General features: G+C 35.2%; 25 protein-coding genes. 19 read left to right on the top strand and 6 right to left on the bottom strand.

Translation table 11 applies throughout. The features are described from left to right. Window positions 1-26: 26 nt before the first annotated feature. From cbiB to HWV59_RS13850, 7 genes are read left to right on the top strand one after another with little or no spacing between them, the layout of a single operon-like run. Entirely contained in the window at window positions 27-959 is a 933-nt protein-coding gene (cbiB, locus tag HWV59_RS13880; protein WP_328824261.1) for an adenosylcobinamide-phosphate synthase CbiB, read from the top strand. 13 nt (window positions 960-972) lie between these two features. Next, window positions 973-2058, top strand: coding sequence for a threonine-phosphate decarboxylase CobD (gene cobD, locus HWV59_RS13875; RefSeq protein ID WP_175639189.1), 1086 nt, complete (start codon window positions 973-975; stop codon window positions 2056-2058). Then, a complete protein-coding gene (locus tag HWV59_RS13870; protein WP_175639188.1) occupies window positions 2055-2591 on the top strand; it encodes a bifunctional adenosylcobinamide kinase/adenosylcobinamide-phosphate guanylyltransferase in 537 nt (178 codons plus the stop codon). The genes cobD and HWV59_RS13870 overlap by 4 nt, the downstream gene beginning before the upstream one ends. Next, window positions 2588-3346, top strand: a complete 759-nt coding sequence (gene cobS, locus HWV59_RS13865; protein WP_175639187.1) for an adenosylcobinamide-GDP ribazoletransferase — start codon at window positions 2588-2590, stop codon at window positions 3344-3346. The genes HWV59_RS13870 and cobS overlap by 4 nt, the downstream gene beginning before the upstream one ends. Next, window positions 3298-3927 carry a histidine phosphatase family protein gene (locus HWV59_RS13860; protein WP_102231388.1) on the top strand — a complete coding sequence of 210 codons (630 nt, stop codon included), beginning with the start codon at window positions 3298-3300 and terminating at the stop codon, window positions 3925-3927. Before cobS ends, HWV59_RS13860 begins: the two co-directional genes overlap by 49 nt. After that, window positions 3882-4310 carry a bifunctional adenosylcobinamide kinase/adenosylcobinamide-phosphate guanylyltransferase gene (locus HWV59_RS13855; RefSeq protein ID WP_175639186.1) on the top strand — a complete coding sequence of 143 codons (429 nt, stop codon included), beginning with the start codon at window positions 3882-3884 and terminating at the stop codon, window positions 4308-4310. The genes HWV59_RS13860 and HWV59_RS13855 overlap by 46 nt, the downstream gene beginning before the upstream one ends. Before the next feature lie 19 nt (window positions 4311-4329). After that, a complete protein-coding gene (locus HWV59_RS13850) occupies window positions 4330-5145 on the top strand; it encodes a cobalamin-binding protein (protein WP_102231390.1) in 816 nt (271 codons plus the stop codon). A gap of 51 nt (window positions 5146-5196) precedes the next feature. On the opposite strand, the gene gdhA is transcribed toward HWV59_RS13850, so the two are convergent. Further along, entirely contained in the window at window positions 5197-6579 is a 1383-nt protein-coding gene (gene gdhA / locus HWV59_RS13845) for an NADP-specific glutamate dehydrogenase (protein WP_175639185.1), read from the bottom strand. A gap of 170 nt (window positions 6580-6749) precedes the next feature. Here gdhA and HWV59_RS13840 point away from each other — a divergent pair, with 170 nt between their 5' ends. From HWV59_RS13840 to HWV59_RS13830, 3 genes are all read left to right on the top strand, one after another. After that, window positions 6750-7655, top strand: a complete 906-nt coding sequence (locus HWV59_RS13840; protein ID WP_102231392.1) for a LysR family transcriptional regulator — start codon at window positions 6750-6752, stop codon at window positions 7653-7655. Between the two features lie 299 nt (window positions 7656-7954). Next, window positions 7955-8605 carry a YdeI/OmpD-associated family protein gene (locus HWV59_RS13835; RefSeq protein ID WP_175639184.1) on the top strand — a complete coding sequence of 217 codons (651 nt, stop codon included), beginning with the start codon at window positions 7955-7957 and terminating at the stop codon, window positions 8603-8605. Window positions 8606-9438: 833 nt separating this feature from the next. Beyond that, entirely contained in the window at window positions 9439-10749 is a 1311-nt protein-coding gene (locus tag HWV59_RS13830; protein WP_175639183.1) for an aminotransferase family protein, read from the top strand. A 71-nt stretch (window positions 10750-10820) separates the two neighbouring features. On the opposite strand, the gene HWV59_RS13825 is transcribed toward HWV59_RS13830, so the two are convergent. Further along, window positions 10821-11933 carry an ABC transporter permease gene (locus tag HWV59_RS13825; RefSeq protein ID WP_235991731.1) on the bottom strand — a complete coding sequence of 371 codons (1113 nt, stop codon included), beginning with the start codon at window positions 11931-11933 and terminating at the stop codon, window positions 10821-10823. A 1-nt stretch (window position 11934) separates the two neighbouring features. Then, window positions 11935-12864: an ABC transporter ATP-binding protein gene (locus HWV59_RS13820; protein WP_175639182.1), complete on the bottom strand. Its 930-nt coding sequence runs from the start codon at window positions 12862-12864 to the stop codon at window positions 11935-11937. Between the two features lie 1418 nt (window positions 12865-14282). Between HWV59_RS13820 and HWV59_RS13815 the strand changes: the two genes are divergently transcribed. From HWV59_RS13815 to HWV59_RS13800, 4 genes are all read left to right on the top strand, one after another. Continuing rightward, the gene (locus HWV59_RS13815) at window positions 14283-14774 is read left to right on the top strand and encodes a hypothetical protein (RefSeq protein WP_102231395.1); all 492 of its coding nucleotides are present in this window, start codon (window positions 14283-14285) and stop codon (window positions 14772-14774) included. A gap of 211 nt (window positions 14775-14985) precedes the next feature. Next, entirely contained in the window at window positions 14986-15123 is a 138-nt protein-coding gene (locus tag HWV59_RS13810) for a hypothetical protein (protein ID WP_175639181.1), read from the top strand. A 155-nt stretch (window positions 15124-15278) separates the two neighbouring features. Beyond that, window positions 15279-16220 carry a DUF4145 domain-containing protein gene (locus HWV59_RS13805; RefSeq protein WP_175639180.1) on the top strand — a complete coding sequence of 314 codons (942 nt, stop codon included), beginning with the start codon at window positions 15279-15281 and terminating at the stop codon, window positions 16218-16220. Window positions 16221-16273: 53 nt separating this feature from the next. Beyond that, entirely contained in the window at window positions 16274-16747 is a 474-nt protein-coding gene (locus HWV59_RS13800) for a hypothetical protein (RefSeq protein ID WP_175639179.1), read from the top strand. A 158-nt stretch (window positions 16748-16905) separates the two neighbouring features. On the opposite strand, the gene HWV59_RS13795 is transcribed toward HWV59_RS13800, so the two are convergent. After that, window positions 16906-17202 (bottom strand): RNA polymerase alpha subunit C-terminal domain-containing protein, encoded by a 297-nt coding sequence (locus tag HWV59_RS13795; protein WP_175639178.1) that lies wholly within the window; start codon window positions 17200-17202, stop codon window positions 16906-16908. Between the two features lie 299 nt (window positions 17203-17501). On the opposite strand from HWV59_RS13795, the gene ilvD reads away from it, so the two are divergent. Further along, a complete protein-coding gene (gene ilvD / locus HWV59_RS13790; protein WP_102231399.1) occupies window positions 17502-19178 on the top strand; it encodes a dihydroxy-acid dehydratase in 1677 nt (558 codons plus the stop codon). Between the two features lie 214 nt (window positions 19179-19392). Next, on the top strand, window positions 19393-20361 hold the full coding sequence (locus HWV59_RS13785; RefSeq protein ID WP_175640063.1) for an NAD(P)-dependent alcohol dehydrogenase: 969 nt from the start codon (window positions 19393-19395) through the stop codon (window positions 20359-20361). Window positions 20362-20537: 176 nt separating this feature from the next. Here HWV59_RS13785 and HWV59_RS13780 read toward each other — a convergent pair whose 3' ends face one another. Continuing rightward, entirely contained in the window at window positions 20538-21173 is a 636-nt protein-coding gene (locus HWV59_RS13780; protein WP_175639177.1) for a cell wall hydrolase, read from the bottom strand. Between the two features lie 215 nt (window positions 21174-21388). Between HWV59_RS13780 and HWV59_RS13775 the strand changes: the two genes are divergently transcribed. The 3 genes from HWV59_RS13775 (at window position 21389) to HWV59_RS13765 (ending at window position 24533) form a co-directional block, all read left to right on the top strand. After that, window positions 21389-22504, top strand: coding sequence for a M20 metallopeptidase family protein (locus HWV59_RS13775; protein WP_175639176.1), 1116 nt, complete (start codon window positions 21389-21391; stop codon window positions 22502-22504). 117 nt (window positions 22505-22621) lie between these two features. Then, entirely contained in the window at window positions 22622-22852 is a 231-nt protein-coding gene (locus tag HWV59_RS13770; protein WP_407941577.1) for a YdbC family protein, read from the top strand. Window positions 22853-23063: 211 nt separating this feature from the next. Next, on the top strand, window positions 23064-24533 hold the full coding sequence (locus HWV59_RS13765) for a methyl-accepting chemotaxis protein (RefSeq protein WP_175639175.1): 1470 nt from the start codon (window positions 23064-23066) through the stop codon (window positions 24531-24533). A 196-nt stretch (window positions 24534-24729) separates the two neighbouring features. On the opposite strand, the gene HWV59_RS13760 is transcribed toward HWV59_RS13765, so the two are convergent. After that, the gene (locus tag HWV59_RS13760; RefSeq protein ID WP_175639174.1) at window positions 24730-25410 is read right to left on the bottom strand and encodes a hypothetical protein; all 681 of its coding nucleotides are present in this window, start codon (window positions 25408-25410) and stop codon (window positions 24730-24732) included. Window positions 25411-25425: the final 15 nt, after the last annotated feature.

The following is a 25425-nucleotide window of genomic DNA, read 5'->3' as shown; positions in this document are numbered from 1 at the left end:
TTAACATATTTTCAGGATATCTTTTTTTGATAATAGGAGCTGCTATTTTACTTGATTTGATCATAGGTGATCCGCGGTGGATTCCTCATCCCGTCGTTCAAATGGGGAAGCTCATTTCATTTTTAGAAAATAAGTGGAATCACGGAGCTCATCGGGTGAAAAAAGGAATGGCTCTTACAGTAACTGTCGTTGTAATCGTTTTTCTCGTAACCTTTGCTATCCAGTTTATTGCTTATAAGCTCCATCCAGTATTAGCTATTATCCTTAATATTTATCTTATTTCAACAACTATTGCAATTAAAGGTCTAGCCTCTGCAGCAAAAGAGGTGCTTTCGCCTTTAGGAAAAGGAAATATCGTTGAGGCAAGAAAGAAGCTTAGTATGATTGTTGGACGAGATACGGAAAGCTTGCCGGAAAAAGAAATTGTTAGGGGTACAGTGGAAACTGTTGCAGAAAATACGGTGGATGGTATTACAGCTCCATTATTTTGGGCGATCATCGGTGGAGCGCCCTTAGCACTTGTTTATCGTGCAATTAATACACTGGATTCAATGGTTGGGCACAAAGATGAACGATATGGTCAATTTGGCTGGGCATCTGCAAAACTTGATGATCTTGCCAATTGGCTTCCTGCCAGAATAACAGCTCTCTCTATATGGATTTCAGCCTTTTTCATAAAAAAATCAAAACAAAAACACGCCTGGAACATCACTTTAAGAGATGCCAGAAAACATCCCAGCCCTAATAGTGGCTGGTCTGAAGCCATGGTTGCCGGTTTGTTAGGCGTACAATTAGGTGGCACGAATTACTATAGAGGGATAAAATCGGAAAGAGCAACAATGGGAGACCCAAATAGAGAGCTTATACAATTTGATATAACAAAATCAATTCAATACATGCATGGAGGCTGGATTGTTTTTCTTCTAATTGTAGGAACCGTTTTTTATGTCGTTATATAAATGAGGTGAAAATATGAAGTGGCCAAATCATGGTGGACAGCCGAACGTAATTCAACAATTGTTTCAAATGAACACTGATCAACCAGTGTTGGATTTTAGTGCAAATTTAAATCCTTTAGGTCCTCCTAATTGGTTAAATAATGCATTACATCAGGCATATGAAACAATCTCTCGTTACCCTGATCCATCTTATACAAACTCAACTGCTGCAGTAGCACAATTTGAAGGTATTCACCAAGATAATGTGTTAGTTACAAACGGTGGAGCCGAGGCAATTTTTTTAGTTGCAAAGTATTTTGAAAATGGAAAAGCCTGTATTGTGCATCCAACTTTTTTAGAATATGAACGGGCATGCAACCATTATCATCTCAACATAGATGAAATGTTTTATGATCAAGATAATGGTTTTTCATTGCCGATGTTAGAGTTAAAACACCGACTACAAGAGACTGATGTTCTGTTCCTATGTCGACCTAATAACCCAACAGGACACGTTATAGCAGAAACTGAGATCAAACAATTACTAGAGCTTGGTTTATCAGTTGGTACACATATTGTCGTGGATGAGGCGTTTGCTGATTTTCTACCATCTAACACTCACAGCTTAACACGTCTTTTAGAAACGTATCCAAATTTAATTATTTTGCGTTCGTTGACAAAAATGTATACAATTCCAGGTTTAAGGTTCGGGTATGTAATGGCACACCAGTCTGTCATATCGGTTTTAAAACATGAACAAATTCCATGGAGCATTAATTCCTTAGTCGATTCGATTATACCTAAGCTGATAGCTGATAGAACCTTTGTTGACAAAACAAAATCATTGCTTCATGGGGAATCGCAATTTTTACATAGGTCATTAACTTCGATGGATTTTTATCTATCTCCTACTCAGGTGAACTTTTATTTATTGAGAGATCGAAAGCGTCCTAATGAAACAGAAGAGCTTTTCATTTTTTTACTCCATCATGGAATTGTGACAAGACATACTCATAATTTTAAAGGACTTCAGGGAGATTTTCTTCGTCTAGCTATTCGCTCACATGAAGAAAATAAACAACTGGTGGCAGTATTAAAAAAATGGAGAGAAGATAAATGATTGCTTTTGTATCAGGTGGTGTAAGGTCTGGAAAGAGCCAGTTCGCAGAAAAAACAGCCAAAATGTTAGCAAAAGAGAGGAAAGGTAACCTGTATTACCTCGCAACAGCTAGAAAAAGTGATGAAGAAATGGTTGAGCGAATACGTATGCATCAAAAGGACCGAGGAAAAACATGGAACACAGTAGAAGAACCGTATGATATTGAAAAGGTTCTTAAAATTCTTGAACAACATGATGTGATCTTACTCGACTGTTTAACGATTTGGTTAAGTAATGTCATGTTTGATCTGGACTACAGAATCACAAAGTTGGAAGAATCGGTCATCAGGTGGATTACTCTTGCAAGAAAAAAGCAATTTTCTCTTGTGATTGTATCTAATGAAGTTAATGAAGGAAACCCTTTTTCCGATGAATTTGTCCTTACCTATATCTATTCAATACAAAAACTACATCAATTAATCGTTAAAGAGGCCGATGTTGCGGTGGTGGTACAAGCTGGAATTCCTACGTATTGGAAGGGAGGAGGAGAATGAAGAATATCATCTATGGATTTTTTCTTGCTATTCAATTTTTAACAAGAATTCCTATCCCTATCCAATGTCCATGGAATAACAAAACAAGTAGATGGGCATTAAGAAGCTATCCTGTTGTTGGTCTCATATTAGGAATGATTCTCATGATTGTTTATTTTCTATTAGAACCACATCTCCATGCACATCTCTTAACCTTGCTCATCATTTCAGGATGGGTATGGCTTACAGGGGGACTGCACTTAGATGGCTGGATGGATGTGGCAGATGCAGTTGGATCTAATGCTCCTCTTGAGAAAAAGTGGGAGATTATGAAGGATCCTCATGTCGGGAGCTTTGGTCATATTGCGCTTCTGTTTTTGCTCGCTTGGAAAGCAGTATTCATTTATGATTTGCTTCAATTTGACAAGCTTTTCATTGCATTTCTTTTCATTATCGCCTGTTCCAGACTAGGAGTGGTCATGTTAATGATTTTCCTTCCAACAGCTAAAAGTAATGGACTTGCATGGGAATGGAAGAAGCATATCAATCGCACAGACTTCATTTTTGCAATTATCCCAGTTTTAATACTTGTTTGCCTTTTTCCTGAGTTTTTCTTTTATCTTCCTGCCTACCTATTGTTTGTCATTCTGTACGGCGCTTGGGTAAAGAGTGTATTTAAAGGAACAAATGGAGATCTTTTAGGAACTGCGATTGAAGGAGGAGAATTATGGGGACTAGTCATCACGTGGATCTATTTCTCGTTCGTCATGGCATAACAGAATGGAATGAACAAAAAAGATATTTAGGGCATACCGATCAAGGATTAGTAAGAAAAGAATTATCTAAATTGGATCGACTGAAAAGTGAGTTGCAGAAAAAGAGATTTGATTACGTTTTTACAAGTGATTTGCAGCGCTGTATAGATACATTTCATTATATGCAAATTCCTATAAAGGCTATAGTTGATCATAGGTTAAGAGAGATGAACTTTGGTGACTGGGAAGGGAAGACATACAGTGAGTTGAAAGACTTAAAAGCTTACCAAAACTGGCTGGATAATTGGGAAGTTGCTTCGGTGCCGAATGGAGAATATGCATCACTCTTCAAAACTAGAATTGATTCTTTTTTTCATGAGCTATTTCAGCGTGTAAATGACCTAAATGGTTCTCAAAAAATATTGCTTATCACACATGGCGGCGTCATCCGTTATGTGGTATCCAAATTTACAGCATCCACAACTTTTTGGGATGTTTCCATCACACATGGACAAGCGCTTCAATTAAAGTTTGAAAAGAAAGAGGGGGAATGGAAATGCAGCTCGTTCTCGGAGGTGCTTTCACAGGAAAAAGAAAAGTAGTGAAAGAAAAGCATCAAGCAATCAGCTGGTTATCTTCCTATCATAAAGGTGAATTATGGGATTGGAAATCGAAATGGTTAAAAGATACAACATTAGTGCTTGAGGGCTGGGAAAAGTGGATTTTACATGAAGTTAGAAATAATGAAAGCAATGACGAAATCAGAGACAAGTTTAAACGTCTTTTTCATTCTTTTGTACAAGAAGAGAAAAAAAGAAATAGCTCAATTGTTCTTATTATGCTTGAAATCGGTAAAGGGATCGTTCCTCTTGAGAGAGAAGAGAGAAGGTTGAGAGATATTGCCGGCTGGATAGCACAAGATGCAGCACAACTATCGGAGCAGGTTGAGATTGTTTGGAATGGGTTGTCCAAAAGATTAAAATAATTGTCAAAGGAGAGATATGATGAAATTAATTTCCATCTGTCCGAGTAACACAGAGCTGGTTGGTTATTTAGGTTTAACATCTTCTTTAATCGCAGTAGATGATTATTCAGACTGGCCGGAGGATATTAAGCAATTACCAAGGCTTGGATCTGATTTAAAAATAGATATGGACAAAGTTGAAAAGCTGCAACCTGATTTAGTACTTGCCTCACTGTCAGTTCCAGGTATGGAACGGAATATTGAAGAGTTAAAAAAGCGAAACATTCCACATGTGATTGTACCGAATCCTAAAACCCTTACAGAGGTTGGAGAGAGTTTACGTTTTGTTGGGAATGTAACAAATACCCAGGAAAAGGCAAATGAATTATATGTCAAGTACAATCAAATACTTGATTATTATCGATTGATTTCTAAAAAAGTAGTAAAAAAGAAAACAATCTATTGGGAATGGTGGGCCAAACCTATTTTTACTCCAGGTGCGTACAATTGGTTAACGGAAATAAGTAATTTAGCAGGTGGAAAAAATGTTTTTGACGATGTAGAGAAGGCCAGTGTGCAAACAGATTGGGATGATGTAAGAAATAGAAATCCCGATGTGATGAGTATCATATGGGTAGGGGTCCAAACAGAGAGAGTAAATCCAAAAGTGATTTTGAAACGGACGGATGCTGAAAAAATATCAGCTATAAAAAATGATCAATTGTACATATTAGAGGAGCCATTATTTTGTAGACCTTCACCACGATTACTTCTCGGATTAAGTAAGATTGCAGAAATACTCCATCCTGAACTTTATCCTAATTTTATTGAAGGGAAGGATCCTTTACTTTCCTGAATGTAGAGTCAGTCATCCAATGATAGATTGGATGACTGACTTTTCTTTTAGTTAAATAACACCTTGTTCGATCATCGCATCTGCTACTTTAACAAACCCGGCAATATTAGCACCGACAACAAGATTACCAGGAACACCATATTCTTGTGCTGCTTGCTTACTGTTTTGGTAGATGTTTTTCATGATTGATTGTAGTTTGCAATCAACTTCCTCAAATGTCCATGAAAGCCTTGCACTATTCTGAGCCATTTCTAAAGCGGAAACAGCTACTCCACCTGCATTCGCTGCTTTTGCAGGTGCAAATAAGACATTGTTTTCTAAAAATGTTTCAACAGCATCCAATGTTGACGGCATGTTTGCACCCTCACCAACTGCTTTTACACCGTTTGAAACTAACATTTGTGCAGAAATTTGATTGATTTCATTTTGAGTCGCACATGGTAAGGCAATATCACAAGGAACTGTCCAAATTCCACTGCAATTTTCCGTGTAAATAGCGTCTGGATGTTCGCTAACATAAGCACTAATTCGCTGCTTTTCTACCTCTTTAATGCGTTTAACCGTTTCTAGGTTGATGCCATTTTGATCATAAATATACCCATTCGAATCACTGCAAGCCACCACTTTTGCACCTAATTCAGCCGCTTTTTCCATAGCGTAAATCGAAACATTTCCTGATCCTGACACAACAACAGTACTGCCTTTAAAGCTTTCTCCTTGGTCTTTTAGCATTTCTTCCACAAAATATACTGTTCCATAGCCTGTTGCTTCTTTTCTCGTTAAGCTTCCGCCATAACCGAGTCCCTTTCCTGTTAACACACCAGCTTCATAGCCCCCGCGCATTTTTTTATATTGTCCAAACATAAAGCCAATTTCTTTACTGCCCACACCGATATCACCAGCAGGAACATCTGTATCAGGGCCGATATATTTACTAAGTTCAGACATAAAGCTTTGACAAAAACGCATAATTTCACCATCTGATTTCCCTTTTGGATCAAAGTCAGCTCCACCTTTACCACCACCGATAGGTTGACCAGTTAGAGAATTTTTGAATGTTTGTTCGAATCCTAAAAACTTAATAATACTCGCGTTTACAGAAGGGTGAAACCTTAATCCACCTTTGTATGGACCTATGGCACTGTTGTATTGAACACGGAAACCTCGATTAACCTGGACTTTTCCTTGGTCATCTACCCATGGTACACGAAATGATACAATTCTTTCTGGCTCAACCAAACGTTCAAGAATAGATTGGTTAATATATTGTGGATTTTTTTCAAGAACTGGTACTAAAGAGTCAAAAACTTCCTTTACCGCTTGGTGAAATTCATCTTCATTAGGGTTGCGCTTTTTGACCGTTTCAAAAACTTGATGTACATATTGTTGTACACTTTTAGTATACAAATTTTGGTTTTTTTCAATTGTTTTCATGGTGATACTCTCCTATATTTTATAAATTTTTGAAGAAAAAATTTTCAAAATTTTCTTTTTTGGCTGAATTGTTATTATGAAATATTTTATAATTAAAGAATTAATCGAATCAATATAAAGAAACGATAATATTAATGCGTTTTTCGCATGAATAGTAAAGGAGGATACCAGTGGATTTTAGACAAATAAGGTATTTCATGGAAGTAGCAAATCTTGAACATATGACGGAAGCAGCAGATTTGTTACACGTTGCACAATCCTCTGTTAGTAGACAAATCGTCAACTTGGAAAGTGAGTTGGGTGTGGATTTATTTATAAGAGAGGGACGAAGGGTTCGGCTAACACCCATTGGAAAAATATTTTATGAACGAATGAAAAATGCGATGAATGTAATAGATGATGCTAGGCGTGAGGTGGAAGAATATTTAGATCCCGAAAAAGGAACAATTCGTATTACATTTCCAATCAGCTTAGCAGCATATACGCTCCCAACCGCGATTTATGCTTTTAGACTGCAGTATCCCGAAGCAAAATTTCAGCTGAAACAAGCACTTTATCGGGACTTAATTGATGGTGTGATAAAAGGAGATTTTAACCTTGCTTTAATCGGACCATTACCTCTTGAAGAAAAAAAACTTAATCGAAAAATATTATTCACTGAAAATATTGTCGCTTTGTTACCTATTCATCATCGATTAGCTAAAAAGCCTTCAGTTAAACTTCAAGATTTAGTAGACGAACCATTCTGTGTACTGCCAGAAGGATTTGTTTTTCGAGACATTGTTATGGATGCGTGTCAAAACATTGGATTCACACCGAAGGTTGCTTTTGAAGGGGATGATATTGATGCTTTAAAAGGTCTTGTTTCAGCTGGATTAGGAGTTTCCCTTATGCCTGAGGTAACATTAGTTGACAGCTTACCACGGTCAACAGTAAAGATACCTTTGGTAGAACCAAGTGTAACAAGAACAGTAGGTGTCATTACTCCTAAAGACAGGGTTTTATTACCAACGGAGAAATTATTTTATGATTTTTTACAGGAGTTTTTTGAGAGATTAGATGAGTTTAATCAATAGGGGATTAGTATGCTGGAATAATGAAGGAAAAATGCCTATCTATTTACATTCATGTATAATTAGAGTAGATAGCAAAAAAATTGAGCTAAATGTATTAAAAAAGGCTGTTTTTGTTAAGATTTTGGCTATTAAAACACTATTTTAAGTCTATATTGAAATGGAGCGGAAGGCACTCGACTCCTTCGGGAAGTGAGGATAGCGAGTGACTGCAGCGCAATGGAACGGACTAATTTTTATCTTTAACTGCAACAAAAACAACAAAATATACGAAAACAGTCTAAAAAAATAAGGAGACATTCATGTCAATCGTAGAAAAATTAAATTTATCAAAATACAATAATATGGCCGTTATTAATCAACCAGACGATTATTCAATTTTCGCGAATCAATCCACAGCCTTTTCAGAAGCACATGATGCAATTTTTATTTTCGTAAAAACGATTGATGAAATGGTTGATCATACAGAACATATCATTAACCACAATCTTTTAGAAGAAAAAGGCTATTTATTTTTTGCATATCCGAAAAAAGGAAACAAGCGCTATGAGACGTTCGTCCATCGAGATGAAATCTTTCCAGCGATGAAGGTTGGAGAAGATGGCTATGTAGGGGAGAGTGACATTAAATTTTCCCGTATGGTCAGCATGGATGAAGTATTTACAGTGGTTGGATTAAAGAGAGAGAAGAAGAAAGTGAAGAAAACTGCAGCTGCCAGTCAATGTGTAGCTGATTATGAAGATCACGTAACAGATGTTGAACAATTACTAGCAGAGCATCCTTCTGAACTTCAATTTTTTCAAGGTTTAACACCAGGTTATCAGAAAGACTGGGCACGCTATATTTTCTCCGCCAAACAGCAAAAAACGCGTGAGAAGAGACAAGCACAGATGATTGATGTTCTTTCACAAGGCTATAAAACGATGGATTTGTATCGTCAAAACAAGAAGTAAAATATTAAACCAGCTTGATCTTATCTAACGGGTTCGGTTTCCGATTACAAAAACTAAATTAGCACACCAATTAGCAGTCCTATTCGCAACTGAATAAGACTGCTTCTTTTTTGTTGATATATATGGGTTTCATAAAATTGACGGTAAATACGTGCTGAATTTCGAACCCGTTTTTACATGTTGACATAAGTTTTTGTCAGCATGAAAATTCGCTTAGCTCATTGTTATTCCAATTGATTTGCTAATAATGATAGTTAACTACCAGGGGTGGGTGATGATGTCTGAGAGGCTGATAAATAAAGCAGACCTTCTTGCTTATCCTTAATTAAGTAACTAATAGTTTAAATAAGCGGAGTTTTTCCGGTTATACTAAAGAATGGAACTCGGTTTTGGGGATATAAAAGGAGTTTTTCCGGTTAAGCAAAGTAAAATGGTCCATTTTCATCTTTTTCGATTAAATAGGCGGAATCTTTCCGTCTATTTAATCTATTTTTCGTGCTATTTCCTCAATAAGAGTAATTTCTCCGCTTATTTTAGCAGCTTATTTCCAGGCGATTCTTGAAAATTTAGAAATCGCTTAATCGGGTTCTTTTCTTGGTATAAAAAATGCTCTAAGCATTTTTCTTTGCTGATTTACTTGCTAATTGCTTTTTATCTTAGTGCGAATTTCTATACGAAAAGAAATGTTATTTCCTTTTCTTTCTTCAAAACAGAACCCGTTTGCTCTTATCAGGCTGGATTATTTATTGATAACCTCCTCATATTCAACCCATACATCAACATAAAATGAAGAAATAGACTTGATTAGTAAGAAATATGAGAGGATGGTTGAAATGCAACGAAATCCCAATATACAAGATGATTTGTCAGAACTTGATAGAATACATTTTCTCCACCCGACATCATCGATTCAACAACAACAACAGCACGGTCCTGCATTTATTTTTACAAGAGGTGAAGGCATTCATCTTTATGACCTATCCGGTAAAAAAATGATTGATGGCATGTCATCTCTTTGGAATGTAAACATCGGTCATGGACGACAAGAGCTTGGTAAAGTAGCAAAAGAGCAAATGTCAACGCTTGCATTCTCTTCTAATTTTGCAACATTCAGTAATGAACCGGCCATTCGACTAGCCAAAAAACTCGCTGACATTTCACCCGGTGATCTGCAGTCAACTTTTTTTACGTCAGGTGGATCTGAAGCTAATGATACAGCGTATAAGCTGGCTCGTCATTATTGGATATTAAAAGGACAACCGAACCGCAAAAAAATCATTTCAAGAACGAAATCTTACCATGGAGTTGCGATTGGAGCTACCAGTGCAACAGGATTAAAACCATTTCGAGATTTCACCAATTCTCTTGCACCAGATTTCCTTCATGTTAATTACCACTCCTCAAACTCACTACGGGAACTTATTGAAAAGGAAGGTCCGGACACAATCGCTGCCTTTATTTCTGAACCTGTACAAGGGGCTGGAGGAGTTCACCTTGCACCCCTTAATTACTTTAAGGAAGTAAAGAAATTGTGTGAAGAGTATGACATTCTCTTTATCACAGATGAAGTTATCACTGGATTTGGCCGCACAGGAACATATTTTGGAATTGAACATGATAAAGTTGTGCCGGATATGATGTGTTTTGCCAAAGGTGTAACAAGTGGTTATGCCCAATTAGGCGGGGTGATGCTATCAAAGAAAATACACAAAGTGTTTACCGACATGTCAACAGGGACATTGCTTCACGGATATACCTATAGCGGACATCCGATGGCATGTGCTGTAGCTCTAAAAAATATTGAAATAATTGAGTCTGAATGTCTAATTGAGAATACTAAACGGATTGGAAAAGAACTTTTAGATGGGCTAAAATTGCTTCAAAAAAATCATGCAGTTATTGGAGAGGTTAGAGGAAAAGGGTTAATGGGAGCTATAGAATTTGATCATACAGTTACGGCAAGTCCTATTGCACCTCTTATTGTGAACGAAGCTGTGAAACGAGGTCTTATTTGCCGGTCTGTTGTGTTTGATGGGCAGGATACATTAGTAATGGCTCCACCTCTTATTATAACTAAGGAAGAGCTTTATCATATACTAGACATTTTAGATGACTGTATTCATGCAGTAAAAGAAACGATGTGAGATTCATAGAATTCTATAATGAACAAAAGCAAAGCTAAAGAATAATAAATTAGCTTTGCTTTAATTTTTCATTATCTAACTGCCACAATTGATTTTCTTTTATATAATAATGATCCCAACACAAATGTAAATACTCCCCACAAGACTATTACACCAGTACCAACCCATAAATCAGCTGAAAAAATACTTGTTTGATACACCATACTTTCACGCAAACCATCGACAAAATAGGTGAGAGGCAAAACATTAGATATCGGTTGAATCCATTCCGGCATTGTTTCAATCGGAAAAAACACACCACTTAGGAACATCATGACAAAGTTCAAGATATTTGCTACACCCATATACGCTTCGGTTGTTTTGCTAAAGGAAGAAACAAAATATCCAATTGCAGTAAATGAAAGAGTCCCAAGTAAAAATACAACCAGAAGACTCGGGAAATTAATAAATAAGTTTGCACCGAAGATAAACACACCAATTAATGATAATAATAAGATTTGTACAATACTAAATAGCACGCGCATAATCATATCACTTAAACCAAAATAATTCATATTTGCAGGTGTCATTCGAAGTCTTTTGATTAACCCTTTTCGCCCCATTTCTACTAAGCCGACCATCCCAAACATTCCACCTTGAGCAATGGAGAGGGCAATCATACCAGTTAAGAGAAAATCAGTATATTGCAGTTCTGCATTTCCGGACGAGATTGATTCAATTTGTAATTCATAAGTTGGAGTTACACCAGCTGCCGAAAGATTTGCTTGTTGCACAAATTGGTTCAGCATACCAGAAAGGGCTTGTGCTGTAACCCCTTGTTCGTCTTCTTTGTTAACAACCAACTGAAGGGAAGAAGCCTCAACAGATTCTGGTAAAATGATGGCAGCATCCACTTCCTGATCCTCGACCAATTTTTCAGCATCTACTCTTGAAATAGGTTCTTCGTTCTCGAACTCAAATACAGGAATTTGTTTAATTTGCTCAAGTAACATCGTAGAGGATGGGTTTGGATTTTCATTTACGACCGCCACATTAGCTGAGAATTCATTGTCATTTCGACCGCTGAAGATGGACATAAAAATAACCATTAAGATAATTGGGAAAAAAATCCCCCAAAACCATGACTGTTTCTCACGAAATGTTAATTTGAGCTGAACCATAAACATTTGCTTAAATTGGTTCAAGTTAATCCCTCCATTCCTTCCCTGTAAAAGCAATAAATACATCCTCTAAGCTCATTTCCCGAATGGACACCTGTTCTACCTGGTAGCTTTTTTCCTTCGTAAAACCAAATAAATCAAATAACGTATCCTCTGGACCTGTCGTCCACAATTTCAATAAAGAACCCTCACGCTCTGTTCGGGTCACAGATCGAAGAGTTTTTGCAAACGAATTAGCTTCCTCTGCTGCATCTGGACCATCAATGAAGGAAAGACGAACTTCTCTTTCTTTTGTTAATTTTTTTATCAGTGCAGAGGGAGTATCCAATGTTACAACTTTTCCTTGATCAACGATACAAACTCTGTCACTTAGTTTTTCGGCTTCTTCCATATAATGAGTGGTTAATATCGTTGTTTTCCCTATTTGCTTAAGTTGCAATATAATATCCCAAATGTTGCGCCTTGCCTGTGGATCTAAACCGGTTGTTGGTTCATCTAGGAAGATGATGTCAGGATCACTAATCATAGCAAGACCAATCGCTAGGCGCTGCCGTTGTCCACCCGATAGCTTTTTTACATAATTTTTCCTATGGTCTGTTAGATTGACTAGTTCAAGAATTTCATTAGTAGGGCGAGCTTTATCAAAAAAACTTGCAAAAAGGTTGACGTTTTCTTCAGGGGTTAATAAATCAAACATAGCACTTGATTGAGGCTGTACGCCGATTTTCTTTTTTATCTCATGGCCATTCTTATTCCAGCATAATTCTCCGAAGCTAATTTCTCCAGCATCAGGAGGTACTAATCCTTCAATCATTTCAAGGGTTGTTGTCTTTCCAGCTCCATTTGGACCAATTATGGTGAATATTTCGCCTGCTTCTACTGAAAAATTAATATCCTGCACTGCATGAATCGATCCAAACGACTTTTTTAAATTTTTCACCTCTAATACAGTCATTTTTTTTCTCCTCCTTCTCGTTAAATTGGCAACCATATAATTTTACGTAAGAAATCCAAGAATAGTTTCACTATTTTTAAAATTCAAAACTTAGGTTTCAAGGCAATTTAACCCATCTTCGAGAAAAAACAACAGATCCAATCCTTTTTACTATTTTTGTGTAGAAAGATTCTGTATCTATAGCTCAAGTAATTTATAACAAAAGTGATGTTAAATTTGTGAAGTTTAATCTTTGTGTCTCGCTTGTTGGAAAGATGTGTATGTTTTTACAGAGCCAGACAGCAATAAAACATTAGCAAAATCCAATAAAAGGAAGATATGATCTCAAAAGCGATGAAAATTGTAATTATTAACCATTCGCGTATCTTTTACAAGGTAAAACGGTGTTAAATGCATTCGCAAATTAGAAATATGATTGCTTTCTCATAGCTAAACAATAATACACCATTCGATTAATCCAATAAATGGTAATAACGATCTCTTAATACTACTAAATTGTAATTAGTATCCATTCACGTATCTTTTATAAGGTAAAACGGTTTTTTAATGCATTCGCAAATTAGAAATATGATTGCTTTCTCATAGCTAACCAGTAGTAAACCATTCGATTAATCCAATAAATGGTAAAAATACTGTCATGTGACTCGTAAATTGTAATTATTATCCATTCACGTATCTTTTATAAGGTAAAACGGTGTTAAATGCATTCGCAAATTAGAAATATGAATGCTTTCACATAGCCAAACAGTAATAAATCATTCAATTAATCCAATAAATGGTAATAACCATGTCATAAGACTACTGAATTGTAATTAGTATCCATTCGCGTATCTTTTACAAGGTAAAACGGTGTTAAATGCATTCGCAAATTAGAAATATGATTGCTTTCTCATAGCTAACCAGTAGTAAACCATTCGATTAATCCAATAAATGGTAAAAATACTGTCATGTGACTCGTAAATTGTAATTATTATCCATTCACGTATCTTTTATAAGGTAAAACTGTGTTAAATGCATTCGTAAATCAGAAATATGAATGCTTTCACTTTGCCAACCAGTAATAAACCATTCTAAAATCAAATAAAAGGTATAAATAATCTCGAAATCTTAAGAAATGTTAATATTCACCATCTTTGTACCCTTTATATCTCAAAAGGAACACATCGATTTTATTTGGAAAGTAGCTGGTAAAGATGAAAGATCCGTCCTATGCAGAGGTAAATTTGCTCTGGGATACGCAATGAGATAACTAAAGACGGACTGTAGTAAACAGTTGCAAATGGTACTAAGAAGTATCCAAAAAAAATTCAAAACTAAGTATTTATAAAATTTGATAAATCCATTGGTCTCTAAATGGTATATTAATAAGTAGTATACAAATCGTTTGTCTTTGTACTTTTATACATGGAGGAAGTCTTATGGTTAAGGTAAAATCATTGAAAATCGATGGTGAGGAGATTCACGTATTTAATAGCGCTATCTTTATTTTTGAAGCAAGTAGTGGATTAACTTTGGAATGTAATTTAGTTGTGACTGAAGTTGTTGTGAAAAGATATCAACGTGAAGAAAATGTCATTGTAGAAATAGAATTGGAAGATGGTAGATTGATTAATTCGATTATGATGGTAAATACAATTCATGGAGGGCTGCCACAATTACACTTATGCTGCGATCTTGATGATATTGGAGAATATGAGGACTTTGACCGCGTAAATGAACATGATACAAGATTCCCAAACATTGAAGAGGGAATTACGTTAGAAGATATTCGAAAAGTGGAAATGCCGATTGAATCAATTACTTTAAAAATAAAGCTGCCTATTGATCAAGTTGAATGGTTAAAAAAGCAAAAAAAGAGTGAATTAGAAGAAATGCTGAGTCAGTTTATTGAGATGAAAAACAATGAATGAAAAACTCGCAACTGGCTAGGCTGATAAGGCGTAAATGCACTCCTATTTAATACTATCAACTAGCTAAAACGTCGAATGATCATTCACGCTACTAAATTTACAAAATCTTAACGTAAAAAGTTTTCTATTTTGGTACATTTTATGACACATTTTCATTCCTTCAACATATATTAGCTTCTGTGAGAAATTTTATAGGAAAGGAATTGTGAATATGAGCAATTATCAAATTAAGCTTCCAATAAAGGAAGAATTAAAAGGTGGAAATACTGGATATAAGGTTATAGAAGTAAATGTATCCAATTCAACCGATAATTTATATGCTGTTGTCACTCCTGTTAAAAAAATGTAAAAACTCAGAAAAACAATCTTTTATTCATATACATAGAAAGATTGTTTTTCTTTTTATATAAAATTAAGATACCCCTTAAAATCTACTAATTTATGTTAAAATAATGTTAGTTTAACGTTATAGACAAAATAAGACAAGCACAGGTGATAGAAATGATGAATGATTCAATATTTACATTTGTAGGGGAATTTTCAACCGAATTAATGGAACTAGCTTTCAGTATGGAGAATCAATTACATGATCAACCTCAATCGGCATTAATGCAGGCTAGATTATATAGTGAAGTATTAGTAAAGATCCTAAGTACAGCAGAAGACCTTGAAACAGTCTATTCACTTAAGCATTCTGAGCGTATACATAAATTATTCCGTCAAGATATAATCGATGAAGAAATTTATACAAAACTTGAATTTATTCGAAAAAAAGGAAACAAAGCAGTTCATACTATTAAAGAAGCGGATGTTCTTGATGCGATTCAAGTTCATAAATTTCTTTTTGAATTAAGTGTTTGGTATATGGAAGTCTATGTTAGCTTTGATTTTAAGGCACCGTCTTATAAAGTTCCGTCAAATTCAACATCAACGTATTTACAAGAAAAAGAAGTAGAGGAATTTATTAAGCCATATTTAGATCACACATTACAACAAATTGAAGAAGTGAGAAGAAAGGTTCACGAGCAGCTTGAAGCTTTGAAAAGTGAAAGAAAAATAAACCTCTCTGAAACGAAACCTAAATTAGTTAATACAAAATCAGAACCTAAAATGAACATTTCTAATTTAATAGATGTTTTCAATAAAAACCATTTTACAAAAAAGAATGAAACCAAAAAGGCGATAGAGTTCGAAAACAATAGAACAAAGGAACTTATCTATTTACTTCCTAACAAAGAAATAAGTATTGTATTAAATCCAACAACAATTCGCGATTCATTAAAAACTGAAGATAAAATAAGGTTTAGCACTGCACTTAGAAAATTCCCTAAAAAATTAAACAAAGGGAAAACTGCATTATCTTATGGCTATATGTATAAATTTAAAAGCGAAAGTGAATTAGATACGTTCCTAGAATTTTATTTCAGTACAGCTTTGCCTAAATAGACTGTATCAAACCTGATTATGGAGGGCATAGTAAAAATAAAAAGGAATTAACCATGATTTTACTTTTTGCTTCCATTATTTTATTTAATTTTATCGCTTTTAAATTTTCTAAAAGGCTATCGGACAATCAAATTTGGCATATAGTGCTTTTCACCATTGCCTTTCAAGTTATATTTGATTTATTTATGGAGTATCAATATAAGGCATATTGGTATTTTGATAAAGATGTTGAGTGGTTAGGGTTATTGGCACATCTATTTTTAATTCCACCAGTGAATATTATATTTATAGATTTTTACCCATTTAAGGCAAACCTTCTTAAAAAGTCATTATATATAGCGTTATGGACATGTTTTGTCGTCATCTATGAATTCTTATCAATTTTGCCTGAGCCATTTGGATTTTTCCATTTAGGCTGGTGGAAGGTGTGGTACGATTTCATCGTTGCCCCTATTCTCTTGGTAATCTTATTGGGGTATTATAAGTTTATTTTAATTTTAGAAAAAAGGCTTTTAGATAGTAAATGATAAAAACGCCAAAAAATCTTAGCGTTTTTTGACGTTAAGAAAGCATAAATTCACTTATTCGACTTAGTCGCCAATTTAAGTATAAGTGCAAACTACATCACGCTTCGCCATTACTGACTCGCAAATTGGCGAGTTTTATTTATATATTCTACATCTTTTTAACCGTTTTTAAACTCCAATCCTTTTTCCTGAAGTGCATTCCGAAGCTTAGGCATAGAAGCAGGACCTATTCCATGCAATGATAAAATCTCTTTTTCTCTATATTGAGCAAGGTCTTCTACTGTCATTATTTCTTTGCTCTCAAGCGCTCGGAGTGCTGGTGCAGAAAGAATGGACAAAAAGCCGGTTTCAGGTTTACGTTCGTTTTCGCAGATAGGGCATGTAGGACAATCACTGCTTTTCTCATACACATGCCCATATATACAGGTCCGTTTTGTTTTTTTGGAACTAGTCATTCGTATTGGCTCCTTTATTTCAGCTGTTTTTATACTATTTTATCAGACAAAACAGTCATTATCTTCTATTACCCAGTATAGAAGGAAGATTACCTTCATTTGCAATTTGAAAATAATAATTTAGGTGGTTTATCACCGAGAAAAAAGATTTTTCTTATTATATACCAACATTCTATCTTTTCTGAAAGATAAATTAATATAATATTATTCAAATAAGAAGAAATATATTGATTATTTAGTCAATTAGAAGTACCCTTATAATATCATTCTTGAATTATGTTTAGTGAAGGGAGTTTTGAATGATGAATTTACGTAGCAATATGATTAAAAAAGGCTTTGACCGCGCTCCACATCGCAGCTTACTTCGTGCTGCCGGGGTAAAAGAAGAGGATTTTGATAAACCGTTTATTGCGGTTTGTAATTCATATATTGATATTGTACCTGGTCATGTACATTTACAAGAGTTTGGAAAAATCGTAAAAGATGCTATCCGTGAAGCTGGCGGAGTTCCGTTCGAGTTCAATACGATCGGTGTAGACGATGGAATTGCAATGGGTCATATTGGTATGCGTTATTCATTACCGAGCCGTGAAATCATTGCTGACTCAGTTGAAACTGTTGTATCTGCACACTGGTTCGATGGAATGGTGTGTATTCCAAACTGTGATAAAATCACACCTGGTATGATGATGGCGGCATTGCGTATCAACATTCCTACACTATTTGTTAGTGGAGGTCCAATGAAGGCCGGTGTAACAAGTGATGGTAAGAAAATCTCTCTATCTTCTGTTTTTGAAGGAGTAGGTGCTTATCAATCTGGTAAACTTGATGAAAAAGGCCTAACAGAGCTTGAGCAATTCGGTTGTCCAACTTGCGGGTCATGTTCAGGTATGTTCACAGCAAATTCAATGAACTGTTTAGCAGAAGCACTTGGACTGGCAATGCCAGGTAACGGAACTATTTTAGCCGTTGATCCTAAACGTAAAGAATTTGTTAAAGAGTCTGCAACACAATTAATGAATTTAATTAAAGATGATATTAAGCCTAGAGATATTGTGACAGAAAAAGCGATTGATAATGCTTTTGCACTTGATATGGCACTTGGTGGTTCTACAAATACAGTATTACACACATTAGCATTAGCACATGAAGCTGAAATTGAATATCCAATTCAACGTATTAATGAAGTGGCAGCACGTGTCCCTCATTTATCCAAGCTTGCACCTGCATCAGATCATCACATCGAAGATTTACATGCAGCAGGTGGGGTATCAGCTGCATTATATGAGTTATCGAAAAAAGAAGGAGCTCTTCACCTTGATACATTAACAGTTACAGGTAAAACATTAGGTGAAAACATTGCCGGCTGTGAGGTGCAGGATCATGAAGTCATCCGACCAATTGACAATCCTCATACAGAAAAAGGCGGACTTGCTGTTTTATTCGGTAATCTTGCTCCAGATGGTGCAATTATTAAAACTGGTGGTGTCCAAAATGGCATTACAAGCCACGAAGGCCCTGCAATTGTTTTCGAATCACAGGAAGAAGCAATCAATGGTATTGCAAATGGTAAAGTAAAAGAAGGACATGTCGTGATTATCCGTTATGAGGGACCAAAAGGTGGTCCAGGAATGCCGGAAATGTTATCCCCAACTTCTATGATTGTTGGAATGGGATTAGGACCAAAAGTTGCACTTGTTACAGACGGTCGTTTCTCAGGTGCATCTCGAGGCCTTTCAATCGGGCATGCTTCTCCAGAAGCTGCTGAAGGCGGTCCACTTGCATTCGTTGAAGACGGTGACCATGTTGTTATTGACATTGAAAACCGTACAATGGATGTTCAGGTAGCAGAAGAAGAGTGGGAAAAACGTAAAGCAAACTGGAAAGGCTTTGAACCTAAAGTGAAAAAAGGGTACTTAGCACGTTATTCTAAGTTAGTTACTTCAGCAAGTACTGGCGGAATTATGAAAATCTAATAAATAATACTTTCAAGGGGTTGGGAAATGAATTTTCCAACCCCTTTGCTTATTTGAATCAACAGTTATTACTCTGGCGAACAAAATACCCTTTCACCATTTAAAACCTCCAACACTTTCCATTCTAGTGAGAAAGTCTTGTACATTAATGGGCTTAATTTCCTTAATCAAGAATAATATATAGAAAGGCTAGTTTTACTAGGGAGGAATTTATATAAAAGCAATCTATTACAGCAAATACGGCACACCTGAAGTCCTGGAAGTAAAGGAAGTACAAAAACCAAGTGTGAAAGATCATCAAGTTTTAGTGAAGGTCCATGCAGCTTCAATAAACTATGGAAATCTCGTCTTATTAAAAGGGGAGCCTAGGCTGGCGCGTCTAGTTTATGGGCTGTCTAAACCAAAATATTCAATACCCGGAGGAGATATTGCAGGGACAGTTGAAGAGGTTGGATCACTTGTAAAAAATTTAAAACCTGGGGATGAAGTATTTGCTGATTTATCCAATGCTGGTTGGGGTGGTTTTGCCGAATTTGTATCTGTTCCTGAAAAAGTACTAGTGAAAATGCCTTCTAATTTGACGTTTGAGGAAGCAGCAGCTGTCCCAATGGCGGCAGTGACTGCTCTACAAAGTTTGAGAGATAAGGGGAAAGTTATTAAAGGTAAAAAAGTACTGATCTATGGAGCATCCGGTGGTGTTGGTACGTTTGCCATTCAAATTGCGAAGTCTCTTGGTGCTGAGGTTACGGCAGTTTGCAGTACACGAAATATTTCATTAGCAAAATCCCTTGGAGCTGACTTTGTTTTAGATTATAAAAAGGGGAATTTTGAAGAAACAACAAAACGTTATGATGTTATTTTAGGAGTAAATGGTTATCAGCCAATATCAATCTATAAACGAGCACTAGCAGCTAACGGCGTTTTTGTCCATGTTGGAGGTTCTGAGGCACAGATGTATCAAGCCATGATTAAAGGTCCTTGGATTAATTTGACTGATAGAAAAAAAATATATACATTTTTACAGAGAGCAAATGAGTCAGACTTGCAATATATTAAAGAACTTATAGAAGCAGGGTATGTAAAACCTGTAATTGATCGGTGTTACAAGTTAAGTGATGTGAGGGAAGCATTTAACTATTTTGCTGAAGGGCATGCTCAGGGAAAAATCGTTTTAACAATCTAGATGGTAAACAAAAATGTGGAACCATTCTAGCTTTGATATGGTTCCACATCTATTTTTCAAAAAGATCATTGAGTATAAATTTCTTTAAAAGTTTATGTATATAAGTTATAGAAAAAATTTATTTGAACAGGATAAGAGGTCCTGGTAGTTATAAATCTAATTCTTCTTTAGTAAATCTAGTTTTTAAATACATGTTCTCCAATCACAACCGTTGTCTCTCTGGAATCTAACCAACGATTTGTAGCAATATCAGGGTTATAGAAAAATAAGGCGTCTTTTGCAATTTTTCTCATATCAGATAACGCGGCGAATACTGCTCTTCTAGATTCCTTATCAGCCGGTTTGTTAATTTCACCATTAGAAACTGGTTGGAATTGCCCTGATTGATAAATAACATCTTTAATTGTATCAGGAAACTTCGGACTATCTACCCGGTTTAATACAACACTAGCTACTGCAACTTTCCCTTCAAAAGGTTCAGTTTGAGCCTCAGCTCGTACAATTCTTGCTAATAGATCTATTTCTGTTTCTGTTAAATTCACTTTGCTCGAAATAGTTTCACCTCGACTTGCAACAGTTGGCCGATTTTTTTGTTTGTTTTTCTGTTTGATATCTATATGAATTTCCTGCCCCACATAAATGAGATCAAGATCTTTTACCTGTGGATTTACTGAAGCTAATTCAGATAGTGTTAACTCATTATCTCTAGCAATTTTATACATTGTATCTCCTTTTTGAACAGTGTACGCTAGTATTGGTTCCGCTGATAAAAGAGTGACCAGTAATGTTAGTAAAAAAATTAGTTTTTTCAAAATAAGTCCTCCTAGATTGTTTCTTTTTTTGAACTCTTGTCTCTTTCCATTCCTATGTGAAGAAAAATCCGAATAGTGTTACAATTTAATTACATAGACATTACAAGAAGCTAGAAATATATTAATATAGGAAGAAATAGGAAATTATTTATTTGTATAATATAATAGATTCTCTTATTTTCTATGCAGTAATTTTGAGTAAAGGATGAGAAACAGTGGAATTAAAAAATCTTAACTTAACAAAAAAATTGCGTCATGAACTTCATCAACATCCTGAGCTTTCAAATCTTGAAATTTGGACAAAGAGTCATTTAATCCAATTTTTAAAAACAAATACTTCTCTGGAGGTTGTTGACAAAGGGCAATGGTTCTACGCAATTTATAGGTCTGTAGAAAGAGAGGGAAATATTGCATTTCGTGCAGATTTTGATGCCTTGCCGATCGATGAAACGATAGATATTCCACATGCTTCTAAAAATACAGGTGTCTCGCATAAATGTGGACATGACGGTCATGCTGCATGCCTGGCCGGCTTTGCTCTTGAGGTTGACCAGAAAGGGGCTGATAAAGATATCTACTTTCTTTTTCAGCATGCAGAGGAAACCGGGGATGGAGCCATTCAATGTGTTTCATTTATAAAAGAAAATAACATAGAAGAAATTTATGCCTTTCACAATATGAGCGGAATGCCATTCAATTCGGTACATGTTATAGACGGAACAGCACATTGTGCATCAAAAGGAATGATCATACATTTGGAAGGTACACCTGCACATGCAAGCCAGCCTGAAGATGGAGTGAATCCGTCTTTTGCCTTTGCAAAAATTATTGATTATATTCAAGAAATCTCTTCTTCAAAAAAATATCGAGGAATGGTATTATGCACGGTCGTTCACGTGAACATCGGGGAAAAAGCATTTGGCGTTGCAGCAAGCAAAGGAGAATTAATGCTCACAATTCGAGCTTTTTATGAAGAAGAATTAAATCAACTTCAGCATCTTCTGGAGAATGTCACTTACAACTTAGCAAGTCAATATGGTCTAAAAGCAAACATTTCATATCAAGATAGATTTCCAGAAACAGTGAATCACACTGAAAGTTCTAACAAGATTCGAATAGTTTGTCATAGAAAAGGAATACAATTAGTAGAAATGAAGGAAGCATTTCGTGCATCAGAAGATTTCGGTCATTATTTAAAGGAAACAAAGGGTGCAATCTGTTATATTGGCAATGGCGAAGACTATCCACATATTCATACTGTTCAATATGATTTCAATGATCGTATTATCGAAACAGCTGTAGAGCTCTTTAAAGGTCTAGCTAATATGTAAATTTATATATGGCATATAGGGCCAAGCTTTTACATCTAAATAAACAACAACATTTTTTCTGGAATTTTCTTATGATAAACTATCTTAAAAGATGTTCTTTCCAGACAAATAAAGGAGATGTTCGTTTTGGCAAATATAAAGTATGAAATACAAGAGAATGTTGGAACAATTTCTGAAGGTGCCAAAGGATGGAAAAGGGAATTAAATTTAATAAGCTGGAACAACAGAGATCCAAAATATGATCTGCGTGATTGGGATGAACAACATGAAAAAATGGGAAAAGGCCTAACACTTTCAAAAGAAGAGTTAATAAAATTGAGAGATCTATTAAATGGATTGGATTTGTAGGAGTCTTCACATATGAAGGCTCTTTTTTATGAAGAGGTAGACTTTAAAAATGCCTTTTTAACTTTAATTCCAACAAATGAAAAAAACCTATATATAACCCACCGCAATTCAATTTATGACTATAGACGTGAGATACGTTCGCTGATAAACTAAATAGGTATATTTTCATAGGTACATTTTTATTTTTGACGTTGGAGGCATGAAAGGACACATGATTAAGACATTAAAAGCAAAATTATTTCTTTCACTATTATTAGTATCCATTGTCCCATTATTATTTGTGAGTATAGTTCTTTTTCTAAAAACAAATCAGGGATATGATGCTGTATTAAAAAATGAACAAACCGTTAATGTGGAATCGATTTCCGATCGTTTAAACAGTATATCCAAAGAACTACTTGAGTTATCAAAATTGTATGCTACTCAACCTGAAATAATAGAAGGCTTTAAACAAGGTGACCGTGATAAGACAGCTCTGTTGCTGGAACCATTATTTGAGCGATTACAACAAGAACATCAGTTGGATGTTTTTGAGCTGGGAAATGCAAATGGGTCAGTGTTTTTTAGAAGTCATAACCCGGAAAAGTATGGAGATGACAAAAGTGATAAGCCAGTTATACAAGCTGCATTGCAAGGAAACGAATTAGCTGGTTTTGAATTTGGAACAAGTGGTTTAGGTGTGAGGGCCTTTGTTCCAATTATGGATAACAATAAAGTTATTGGTACATTACAAACAGGCTTAAATGAAAATGTTATAGAAGAAATCACGCAATCAATGAAAGGGATAAGATTAATAATAGCAAATGTAGAAGGTGATATTTTAGTAGCTTCTCATGAAAAATATGTAGGTGGTAAATTAGATAATTCTTCAATCCTTAAAAAAGTTTCACAAGGTGAGGAAGTTTCAAGCGAAGCTAAAGAAAGTTTAGAATACTACATGCCCCTTTTTGATCCAACCCATACAGAAGTCATTGGGGTCATTCAAATTGTCCAGGACACAGGAATCATCCATCAGTTGAATAATCAAGTATTGATATACCTAGCCATTACTGCTATAGCTACTTTAATTATCGTTATTATCATTGCTATGTTATTAAGTAAAAGCTTTTCGACACCTATTAAAGAAATAACCATTTTCATGGGAGAGCTTGCCAAAGGTAACCTGAAAAGTTCATTAAAAAACAAAAAGAGAAATGATGAAATTGGACAGCTTTCTCATTCTGTTGTTGAGACACAGACGAGTATGAGAGATATGTTACAGAAGATTTCTACACTATCCTCAACAGTGCTACTGGAATCATCTGCGATGAAAGACGCATGTTTGGAAATTAATGAGGGAAGTCATCAAATAGCAGCAACAATGCAGGAAATTGCCCTGGGATCAGAAGAGCAAGCAAGTAGTTCCTCTCATTTATCACAACAAATGGACCTTTTTGCAACTGGAATTAGACAGGCTAATGAAAATGGAATCATGGTACAAACATCATCAACAGAGGTTATACACATCACAAAACAAGGTGATTTTTTAATGAAAGAGTCCATTCAGCAGATGGATGCTTTATATGAAATTATGAACCAAGCAGTTCAAAAAGTGGATCGACTTGAACAGCAATCATTTGAAATTGCGAAAATAGTAAATGTCATTCAAGCAATCTCAAATCAAACAAATTTATTAAGATAGGCACGATTAGGCATTGGGCATAATTGCAAATCTCAATGACATCAAGGGATATACCGTATTTTGCCCACGTGTAAAAAACTATATTTTTTATTAGAAGCCATTTAGATTCCTTACATTTTAAAGAACCCCTTATTATTTCTGTAACAATAAAAAAAATCGAAAAGATTTACTTCTCGATTTCATCACTTCATTATATTTAAAAACGGTCAGTTAATTTTCGAATCTGTTCCTTTTTTAAATCTACAACTTTTTGTTTTTTCTCAATATTTTCTTTCTCTATCAATTTTTTTTCATAATGGTTTAAAAAAGCGAGTGGGTTATCCCATAACTTTTCTAAAGCAATTTTGGTTAGTTCTTTTGTTTCACTACCAGTTTCATTAAAAATGTACCGTGATAATGAATAGATCGCATCTTGTAAATCTTGATTGTTGGATTTTAGATTTTTTTTATCTTCAGTAAGTTTTTTATTCTTTTCTAACAATTTTTGTTCACGTTTTTCCAACTCATCAAGTTCTTGTTGAATAGGTAATAAGGCTTTAAGTAGGGCATTCTTATCATTAAAATTTTTATGAATCGAATCTGCTAAATTATATGTACGCTTCTTTTTTCCATCTGGTGTTATAAAGGTTTCAATATTTATTTTATTTGCAAGAGCAATTCGTTCATAACCAAGACGTTCTTTTTTCCTCCAAAAATCAACTTTTGGTAAATCTTCTAATCGATTCTCTCTTTTAAATTTTTCCTGTGCATATTTATAAACACCTTGGTAAGTCACATTACCGACTATATTCTTTTCTTCTTTATAACAAGAGATTATGCTATCAACTTCTTCAGGAGTTAGTTTATGGTTGCGGCCAGCTTTTTTCTTACTCGTCATAGGAAACACCAACTA

The sequence above is a fragment of the Metabacillus schmidteae genome, assembly GCF_903166545.1.
Taxonomy (GTDB): Bacteria; Bacillota; Bacilli; order Bacillales; family Bacillaceae; genus Metabacillus; species Metabacillus schmidteae.
Note: the sequence above shows the minus strand (reverse complement) of the source record. Positions and strands in the feature narration are given on the sequence as shown.

Coding starts and splice junctions, on each gene's coding strand:
- cobD (WP_175639189.1), top strand. CDS start 973: ATGAAGTGGCCAAATCATGGTGGACAGCCGAACGTAATTCAACAATTG.
- HWV59_RS13870 (WP_175639188.1), top strand. CDS start 2,055: ATGATTGCTTTTGTATCAGGTGGTGTAAGGTCTGGAAAGAGCCAGTTC.
- cobS (WP_175639187.1), top strand. CDS start 2,588: ATGAAGAATATCATCTATGGATTTTTTCTTGCTATTCAATTTTTAACA.
- HWV59_RS13860 (WP_102231388.1), top strand. CDS start 3,298: ATGGGGACTAGTCATCACGTGGATCTATTTCTCGTTCGTCATGGCATA.
- HWV59_RS13855 (WP_175639186.1), top strand. CDS start 3,882: ATGCAGCTCGTTCTCGGAGGTGCTTTCACAGGAAAAAGAAAAGTAGTG.
- HWV59_RS13850 (WP_102231390.1), top strand. CDS start 4,330: ATGAAATTAATTTCCATCTGTCCGAGTAACACAGAGCTGGTTGGTTAT.
- gdhA (WP_175639185.1), bottom strand. CDS start 6,579: ATGAAAACAATTGAAAAAAACCAAAATTTGTATACTAAAAGTGTACAA.
- HWV59_RS13835 (WP_175639184.1), top strand. CDS start 7,955: ATGTCAATCGTAGAAAAATTAAATTTATCAAAATACAATAATATGGCC.
- HWV59_RS13830 (WP_175639183.1), top strand. CDS start 9,439: ATGCAACGAAATCCCAATATACAAGATGATTTGTCAGAACTTGATAGA.
- HWV59_RS13820 (WP_175639182.1), bottom strand. CDS start 12,864: ATGACTGTATTAGAGGTGAAAAATTTAAAAAAGTCGTTTGGATCGATT.
- HWV59_RS13815 (WP_102231395.1), top strand. CDS start 14,283: ATGGTTAAGGTAAAATCATTGAAAATCGATGGTGAGGAGATTCACGTA.
- HWV59_RS13810 (WP_175639181.1), top strand. CDS start 14,986: ATGAGCAATTATCAAATTAAGCTTCCAATAAAGGAAGAATTAAAAGGT.
- HWV59_RS13805 (WP_175639180.1), top strand. CDS start 15,279: ATGAATGATTCAATATTTACATTTGTAGGGGAATTTTCAACCGAATTA.
- HWV59_RS13800 (WP_175639179.1), top strand. CDS start 16,274: ATGATTTTACTTTTTGCTTCCATTATTTTATTTAATTTTATCGCTTTT.
- HWV59_RS13795 (WP_175639178.1), bottom strand. CDS start 17,202: ATGACTAGTTCCAAAAAAACAAAACGGACCTGTATATATGGGCATGTG.
- ilvD (WP_102231399.1), top strand. CDS start 17,502: ATGATGAATTTACGTAGCAATATGATTAAAAAAGGCTTTGACCGCGCT.
- HWV59_RS13770 (WP_407941577.1), top strand. CDS start 22,622: ATGTTCGTTTTGGCAAATATAAAGTATGAAATACAAGAGAATGTTGGA.
- HWV59_RS13765 (WP_175639175.1), top strand. CDS start 23,064: ATGATTAAGACATTAAAAGCAAAATTATTTCTTTCACTATTATTAGTA.
- HWV59_RS13760 (WP_175639174.1), bottom strand. CDS start 25,410: ATGACGAGTAAGAAAAAAGCTGGCCGCAACCATAAACTAACTCCTGAA.